The sequence below is a fragment of the Streptomyces sp. NPDC005393 genome, from assembly GCF_040606675.1.
Lineage (GTDB): Bacteria > Actinomycetota > Actinomycetes > Streptomycetales > Streptomycetaceae > Streptomyces.
The window spans coordinates 36,559-44,451 of the sequence record NZ_JBEXFG010000052.1; the positions used below are offsets into that span (position 1 = coordinate 36,559).

At 75.0% G+C, this 7,893-nt stretch carries 5 protein-coding genes and 1 pseudogene; 1 reads left to right on the plus strand and 5 read right to left on the minus strand.

From position 1 onward, the window contains the following. Positions 1-178: 178 nt before the first annotated feature. From ABZS71_RS30230 to ABZS71_RS30245, 4 genes are read right to left on the minus strand one after another with little or no spacing between them, the layout of a single operon-like run. A complete protein-coding gene (locus ABZS71_RS30230) occupies positions 179-1,549 on the minus strand; it encodes an AAA domain-containing protein (protein WP_356215147.1) in 1,371 nt (456 codons plus the stop codon). Continuing rightward, a complete protein-coding gene (locus tag ABZS71_RS30235; protein ID WP_356215149.1) occupies positions 1,546-3,132 on the minus strand; it encodes a hypothetical protein in 1,587 nt (528 codons plus the stop codon). The genes ABZS71_RS30230 and ABZS71_RS30235 overlap by 4 nt, the downstream gene beginning before the upstream one ends. Beyond that, positions 3,123-4,331, minus strand: a complete 1,209-nt coding sequence (locus ABZS71_RS30240; RefSeq protein WP_356215157.1) for a hypothetical protein — start codon at positions 4,329-4,331, stop codon at positions 3,123-3,125. Before ABZS71_RS30240 ends, ABZS71_RS30235 begins: the two co-directional genes overlap by 10 nt. Positions 4,332-4,362: 31 nt before the next feature. Then, positions 4,363-5,460, minus strand: a complete 1,098-nt coding sequence (locus ABZS71_RS30245) for a phosphatase PAP2 family protein (RefSeq protein ID WP_356215151.1) — start codon at positions 5,458-5,460, stop codon at positions 4,363-4,365. A 321-nt stretch (positions 5,461-5,781) separates the two neighbouring features. Here ABZS71_RS30245 and ABZS71_RS30250 point away from each other — a divergent pair, with 321 nt between their 5' ends. Beyond that, positions 5,782-6,375: a histidine phosphatase family protein gene (locus tag ABZS71_RS30250; RefSeq protein ID WP_356215153.1), complete on the plus strand. Its 594-nt coding sequence runs from the start codon at positions 5,782-5,784 to the stop codon at positions 6,373-6,375. 31 nt (positions 6,376-6,406) lie between these two features. Here the strand turns inward: ABZS71_RS30250 and ABZS71_RS30255 are convergent. After that, a pseudogene (locus ABZS71_RS30255) lies at positions 6,407-7,393 on the minus strand (tetratricopeptide repeat protein); the annotation flags it as partial. Positions 7,394-7,893 lie beyond the last annotated feature (500 nt).

The window sequence follows — 7,893 nt, forward strand, 5'->3', positions numbered from 1 at the left end:
TGATCTCTCCTCCTGAGTCGCGAGACCGTTCGGTGCGCGGTGCGTCTTGCTGTCCATTGTCGCGCGCGAGGCAAGAGCGCCCCTGCCACACGCCGTCGACCTGGGGTCTCTCCCCACCCCACCGCGTCCCGAACCCTGGCCGGGCTCCACGCGGCCGCCCCTCGGCCGGAGGCGCACCTTACGGTCGTCGCCACTCCACCCGGTGTTCGTCCAGATGGGCCAGCACCGCGTGATTGGCCTCCCAGCCGTCCGGAAACTTCACCGTCACCCCCAGCTGCACCGGCTCCGACGACGGATGCTCGTCCAGCAGCTCGGCGACCCCGGCCCGGCAGACCACCACACACGCGTGGCGATGCCGCGACGCCAGCACGCACAGCCGCCCCGTCTCCAGATGGAAGGCGGTCGCGTCCGGCCGGCCCGACAGCGGGTGGAGGACGACCGTGACATCGAACTCACGCCCTTGGAGGCGGTTGGCCGTATCGACGGTGACCCCGGACACCCCGAGCCCCGTGAGCGCCGCCCGGACCGCCGCCGCCTGGTCCCGGTGCGCGGTGCCCACCGCGATCCGGTCCGCCGTCAGCGGCACCGGCTCGTCCGAGCGCTCGCTGACCGCCGCGCCGCCCCGGTCCAGCAGCCGCCGCACCACCCGGGCCACGGCCGCCACCGCCTCCGGGTCGGTGCGCGGCGTACGCCGGGCGGGCAGCTCCAGCAGCCCCCAGCCCGACGCCGCGGCCTCGTCCAGCACCCGGTCCGGGCTCGAGCCGTCGGAGGCGACCCCGAAGCTCAGCCGCCGCTGGCCGTGGTCGGTGCCGCTGCGGAAGGGGGTGTACGGATAGAACGCGTTCGAGACCAGCGGCGCGGCCGAGGCGGGCAGCCGCCAGGACACCGGCAACCGGTGCTGCGGCAGCTGCGGGTTGTGCGCGAGCAGTGTGGTCACCGCGCTCGCCGAGGGATCGTAGGAAAGCCCCGCCCACTGGTCCGCGCCCACCACGCTGAACGGGTCGAGCTGCCCCGGGTCGCCCACGAACAGCGCCCGCTCGAACAGCCCCGCGACCGCCAGCAGCGCGTCCGAGCGCATCTGGTACGCCTCGTCGACGATCGCGTGCTGCCACGGCTCCACGTTCTTCACATGCGCCCACTTCGCGGCGGTGGAGACGACGATGCCGAGCCCGGCCAGATCCGCGATCTTGGCGGAAGCACGGACCGACGGATGGCCGTCGAGCACCGGGTCGTACGGATGCGGATCGCTGCTGTGCAGCCGCCCCACCGGAAGATCCGGGTCCGCCGTGGCCAGCCGGTCCACCAGATCGTCCACCTGGGCGTTGGTCTGCGCGACCACCATCAACGCCCGCCCGGCGGCGGCCAGCTCACGCGCCGCCCGCACCACGAGCGTCGACTTGCCCGCACCGGGCGGGGAGTCGACGACGACGCCGCGGTGCGCACCGTGCAGTGTGTCCCGCAGGATCGCGTCGGTCGCCCGCGCCGCGGCCACCGACGGGTCGAACGGCTCGCCCTCCCGGGCGCGGGCCGTCCGGTCCGTGCCGATCACAGATAGTCCTCCTCGGTCACGGAGTCGGGGTCGGGCCTGGAGGTCCGGGCGGCGGCGTCCGGCGGGCCGCCGTGGGTCCACGGTGTGCTCTCCGGATCGGGCAGCTCCGGGCCGCCGCGCGGCGCGTGCTCGAAGAGCGTCCAGCACACCGCGTCGCCCTCGACGGGCACCGAGCCCGGCTCCGGGGTCTTGCCCCGGCCCATCCCGCCGGTCAGCCGCACCACCAGCGCGCCGGGGCCCGCCTCATCCGCGAACTCCCCGGTCTGCGTCCTGCCATCGGCCATCACCCGGTGCAGCTTGATCTGCTCGGCCAGATGCGGGCGGTCCTCCGTACGGACGGTGACCAGCGGGCGCGGCCTGGGCACCTTCGCCTCCGACCAGGCCATCACCACCTCGGTGACCTCGCCCGCGAACGCCTCCCCGGCCAGCCGCCGCCCGGCCATGACCAGCGGATCGTCCAGCGCCTCCTGCGCCTCCAACTGCGCCTGCGCGGTCTCCCGCGCGGAGAGCTTCTGCGCCGCCGTCACCGCGTCGTCCCGCTTCGGCTGCGGCGGCTCGCCCGCCCGCACCCGGTCCCGGTGACCGGTGTACGACCAGCGGTCACGCTTCCAGCGGTCCGCCACCCGCGCCCCCTCCGGAACGGCGCGCAGCAGGTCCACGCCGTGCCACAGCGCATCCCAGGTGGGCCGCAGCTGTGACTCGATCAGCGCGCGCAGCTCCGCCTCGGCGAGCCGCAGCCGCGCCTGCGCGCCGGCTCTGCCCCCGGCCACCTCGGCGCGCGCCGCGTCATAGCGGGACATGGCCGGTGCCAGCAGCTTGTTGTCGAAGGCGGGGTCGGTGGCCGGGCCCGCGGGCGGGCACAGCAGTTGTCCGTGCCCGTCCCGCGCGGACTCCGCCCGCAGCGCCGCCTCCGCCCCCGGCACGCCCTCCGGCGGGTCGATCCAGCCCAGCAGCGAGCCCAGGTGCTGATCCTCCAGATTGCTCTGCCCGGTCGCCCAGTGACGGCTCAGTAGCTCGGTCAGCGACAGCAGCAGACACGATCCGGGCACCCGCGACCGCTCGCCGTAGTGCGTCAGCCACCGGCCGAGCAGCGGCACCCGCGCGGGGGCCGGAAAGGGCGTCTCCGGATCCTGCTCGGCCGTCCGCCGGAACCGCATCGAGCGGCCCAGCAGCCGTACGTACGCGACGCCCGCGGCGCTCGGCACCAGCAGCTGCGGCGCGTCCGTGCACAGCTCGACCTGGACCGGCACCTTCTTCCCGGTCTCCGGGTCGGTCTCCTTGCGCTCCTCCAGATCGACCTCGTCCGCGTACGAGTCGAGATACGGCAGCATCTCCTCCGCCAGATCGGCGAGGAACGCGAACCGCAGATCCCGGTTGCGCGGCTGCGCCACGACCAGCAGCCGCGGCGCGTCCCGGTCGGTGCCCACCAGCGCCCCGAGCGGCGCCCCGGCCTCACCGGCGGTGGTCAGCGGGACGAACGCCAGCGGCCGCTCGGACAGATGCCGGTGCCGCACCGTCGCGACCGGCCGCGCCCGCCCCTCCCGGACGGCCTCCATCCGGGCCAGCGCGGTGATCAGCGACATGCCGCCGCCTCATGCGACGCCAGGGCCTCGGCGCGCAGGGCCGCCGCGCGGCGCAGGGCGTCCACGGCCGGGTCGCCGGTGGGCTCCGCCCCGGGGCCCGTGGCCTCGCCCAGGGCGGCCGAGAGGACGGCCTCCACCGTCGTCAGCCCGCCCAGCTCGCCCCGTACGCCGCGGCCCAGCGACTCGACGGCGCCCGCCGCGCGGGACCGGGCGCGGCAGTGGGCGGCCAGCTCGCAGGTGGACAGGCACTCGGGCGCGTACGCCGCGTCCACCGCCTCGACGGCGGCCGTCAGCTCCTCGGCCGGCCGGGTCGGCGTCCGGCCGTCGTCCGTGAGCCGCAGATCGAAGGTGATGCCCTCGGGGAGGGCGGCGGCGATCTCCTCGATCCGGGTGAGCCGGATCAACTGCCGCCGGGTGACGGCCAGTTGCTTGCGCACATCGACGAGTTCGGCGGTCGGCAGATTGGAGAAGTCCTTGGGGCAGACCAGCAGTACTTCATGGCGCACCCGGGCCCGGACCGGCGTCTTGGATGTCTTGGATGTTGCCGGTGTGTCGGGTGTGTGGGATGTCTCGGGTGTCGCCGGTGTGTTGTGTGCGTCCTGGGCGTCCTTCTCGGCCTCCGGCGGCTCGCCGATCAGGGCCGCCACCCGCTCCAACGCGAGCGTGTACACCGCCAACTGCCGCGCCGCCGCCCCCACCTTGGCCGGGTCCGCCGAGCCGTCCACCATGGGGAAGGACTTGATCTCGATGACCGTCCAGGACCCGTCGGGGTGCACCACGACCGCGTCCGGCTCCAGGAAGGCGGGGGAGCCCGCCACGTCCAGGCTCACCATCGGATGGTCCAGCAGCGCCCACCGCCCCGCCGCCGTGGCCTCCCTGAGCGCCAGCGCCGTACGGGCCGTACGCCCCTGGGGGCCGGTGGCCGTCAGATCGGGGGTCGCGGCGGCGCCGGGCTCGTGCGCGGCCGAGCCGTCGCGCAGCCGCTCGTGCAGCAGCCGCAGCAGCTCCTCGCCGCGGTCCGCCTTGACCCGCGCCTCGAAGGAGTTGCCGCGCTGGTGCGCGAACTGCGACTGGCCGAAGGCGGCGGGGGCTCCCAGCGCCCGCGCGAGCGCCCCCTTGTCCACCCCGGCGCCGTCCAGCAACGCGCGGCGGCGGCAGCCCGGGTTGGCGGCCAGCGCCGCCAGCGCACGGGCGTCCATCGGCTGGGGAACGGTGGCCGGGCCGCGCAGCTCAGCGAGCCGCTGCCGCAGCCCCGTCACCGGCCGCGGGCGTGGTGCCGTCGTCCGCTCCGGCCGCCTGGTCGGCGCCTGTGCCGGCACCGGCACCGGCTCCCCGGCCGCCGTCGCCGACGACGGCGGCGTCCGTACGTTGCCTGTCCGCGCCCCTGCCCTGCTGTCGGGGGATCCGTTCCCGTTCACGCGCCGAAGTCTCGCACTTGTCACTGACATTCGTGGCCGCACCGCCGTTTCCGGCGACGGCGGCGGCCGTGGGGGCGGTCGTCGGCGCGGGTGTGGCGGCAGCCGTGGAAGCGGTCGTGGCGACGGCCGCGCGCGCCGGGCGGAAGCGGGCGCGGAGCCCGTCCGCGAGCCGTAGGACGGGCCGCGAGAGCAGCGCCCCGAGCGCCATGGCGGCGACACCGGCCGCCGCGTCGAGGAAGTAGTGGTTCGCGGTGCCCATCACCACGAGCGCGATGCCCAGCGGATAGGCGACCGCGGCGGTCATCGCCCACACCGAGCGCCCGTGCCGCCACAGCGCCACCCCGCACCACAGGGCCCATCCCACATGGAGGCTGGGCATCGCCGCGTACTGATTGGTCAGCCCGCCGAGCCCGCGCGGCGCGCTCGCCTCGCCGCCCCACCAGCCGTACGAGCGGTACTGCGCCATTGTGTCGACGAACCCGTGGCCCGCTTCCAGCAGCCGCGGCGGGCACGTCGGCATCAGCGTGAAGCCGACCAGCCCGATGATCGTGGAGACCAGCAACGCGGTGCGCAAAAAGCGGTAGTCGGCCGCCTTACGGCGCTTCCACAGCCACACCAGGACCGCCGGGGTGGCCACATAGTGCAGTGAGGCATAGGCGAAATCCGCCGGTATGCCTATCGCGGCATGGGCCGTGAAGACGTCGTTCAGCGGTGACTCGAAATCGATGTTCAGCCGCCGCTCGAAGTGGAGGATGGCCAGACCGTGGTCGACGGCGGTGGACACATCGCCGCGGGCCATCAGCCGACCGGTCGAGTACGCGGCGTACACCACCGCTATCAGCGGCAGTTCGGTCCACCAACGGGGCCGACCGCCCTGTGCTGCCAGGGCACGCGGCGCGGTATGGGGCATCCGGACGTTCTCCAAAGTTCAGGCGGCCACAACAAGGCGCGCGGTCAACCGTACGGTGTAGGCGAGGCGAACCGCGCACCGCCCCCGAGATGCCCCCGGCCGCGGAGGGGCGCCCGCTGCTGGTACCCCCCCGGCAGACAGATGCGCGACGGGGAAGACGCCGGGACCGCCCCGGAGGTTGCCTCCCGTTCAGGTGCGTGATGATGGAAGGACGGCGGACAGACCTCGGCCTGTCCCCGCGCATGCAGAAAACCGCAGGCAGCGGCGTGTAATGGCGCAGGCTGCGCACGGCGGTGCGACTCCGGTGAAAGGCAGTACCCCATGGCACCACGCATCCTCCTGGCCCGGCATGGACAGACGGAGTGGTCGCTCTGCGGGAAGCACACCGGCCGCACGGACATTCCGCTGCTCGAGGAGGGGCGGCGCGGCGCCGAGCTGCTCGGCCGGCGGCTGCACCACGCGCCGTGGGCCGGGCTGCCGGACGTCGAGGTGCGCACCAGCCCGCTGTCGCGCGCGAAGGAGACCTGTCGCCTCGCCGGCTTCGGCGACCGGGCGCGCGAGTGGGACGCGCTGCTGGAGTGGGACTACGGCGCCTACGAGGGGCTGACCCCCGACGAGATCAAGGCCACCCGGCCCGGCTGGCTCATCTGGCGCGACGGCGTCCTTGACGGCGAGTCGCTCGCCGGGATCACGGCGCGGGCCGACGCGGTGGTGGAGTGGGCGCGTTCGGCCGACCGCGATGTGCTGGTCTTCGCGCACGGCCACATCCTGCGGACGCTGGGCGCGCGTTGGCTCGGTTACGACGCCTCCTTCGCGGCCCGGATCCGCCTCGACCCGACGTCCCTGTCGATCCTGGGCTGGGCGTACGGGGAGCCGGCCATCGAGCGCTGGAACGACACGGGTCATCTGGCCTGAGGCGGCGCGCCCGTCGCTGCCGCGGTCACGGTCACACCGGACACGGGCGCCCGGCCGCCTCGAAGCGGGCCAGGAAGTCCGCGACGGGCGCGTTGTGCCCGTACGGACGCAGTACGCGGGCCGTGTCGTCGAGCATCCGGCGGATACGGCCGGACTTCACCTGGTCCAGCAGGCCCAGCGCCCGGCCCGCCGCGGCCGCGGCTGCGTCGGGCGCCCCGTCCGCCACGAGATCGCTCGCCAGCTCCGCGGTGAACAACGCGATATTGCGGGCGAAATGGGGGCTTTGGAGAAGGACCGCGCGGCGGGCGTGGTCCACCGCACGCCCCCAGTCGCCCAGCGCCGACCAGCACTGTGCCTCCAGCCCTTCCAGCTCGGCCTCCCCGAAGAAGCTCATCCACTCGGGATCGGCGTCCGAGGGCCCGCGCCCGAACAGCGCCTGCGCGCGCAGCAGCGCCCGCTCACAACTGCCCCGGTCGGTCAGCCAGGCCCAGCCGCCCGCCTCGCGCAGCGCCAGCAGCGACAGCAGCCGCGGCGAGGAGAGCCGCTTGGCGACCCGCTGCGCGGCCTGGGCCGCCCGCACCGCCTCGCGGGGGCGCCCCGCGTCGCGGGCGAGAAACGCGGTGTTGCAGAACGCGTGCGCCTCCAGGGCGGGGTCGCCCGAGACGCGTGCGGTGGCGAGGGCCTCGGCGTAGTGCGAACGCGCGTCGGAGAGACGGCCGGAGTCATGGGCCAGCCAGCCCACCGAGATGGCCAGCTCCCCGGCGCCCGCGAACAGCCGCTCGGCGACGGAGCGGCTGTAGCCGCCCGCGTCGAGCAGCGCGTAGGCGGCGCTCAGCGGCTTGGCGGTGTACGCGTAAAGGGTGTCCGCGCCATGCCGGTCGTCCAGCACCCGGATCCGCCGTACGGCCTCCTCCACGGCGGCGGCCTCGGCCTCCCCCACCCGCCGGGCCCCCACCCCCGCGGCCACCGCGGCCGCCCCACCGGTCACAAACGCACGCCGTAGCAGTTCGCTCTCCTCAAAGACGTCGATGCCGGGGCCTGACGGGGAGCCATACGCCCCGGCCCCACGGTCGGGGCCGCCCCCGTGGCCGGCCCCGAACCCCGCCCCGGCCGCGGCGCCTAAACCGCCGCCGGTAGCCGGCCCCGGTCCGCCCCCGCCGCCGGGGCCGGTGAACCCGCTGCCGATAGCGGGCCCCGTCCCGGCTGCCGGATCTTCGGGGCCGCGCCCGGTGGGGCTGGGGTCGGTCGCCGGGTCTGACCCGCTGTCAGGCTCGGTGGGTCCGCACCCATGGGGTGCGTGGTCTACGTGGCTGCCCCGGCTGGGCTCGGGTGTGGTTGCGGCCGTGTCAGTCGGGTCGGTGCTGGGGCCTGGTGCGCCCGCCGGGCCGGGGTCGGTCCCGCCGCGCGCCGGACCCGAGCCGCCGCCGATAGCGGGCCCCGTCCCGGCTGCCGGATCTTCGGGGCCGCGCCCGGTGGGGCTGGGGTCGGTCGCCGGGTCTGACCCGCTGTCAGGCTCGG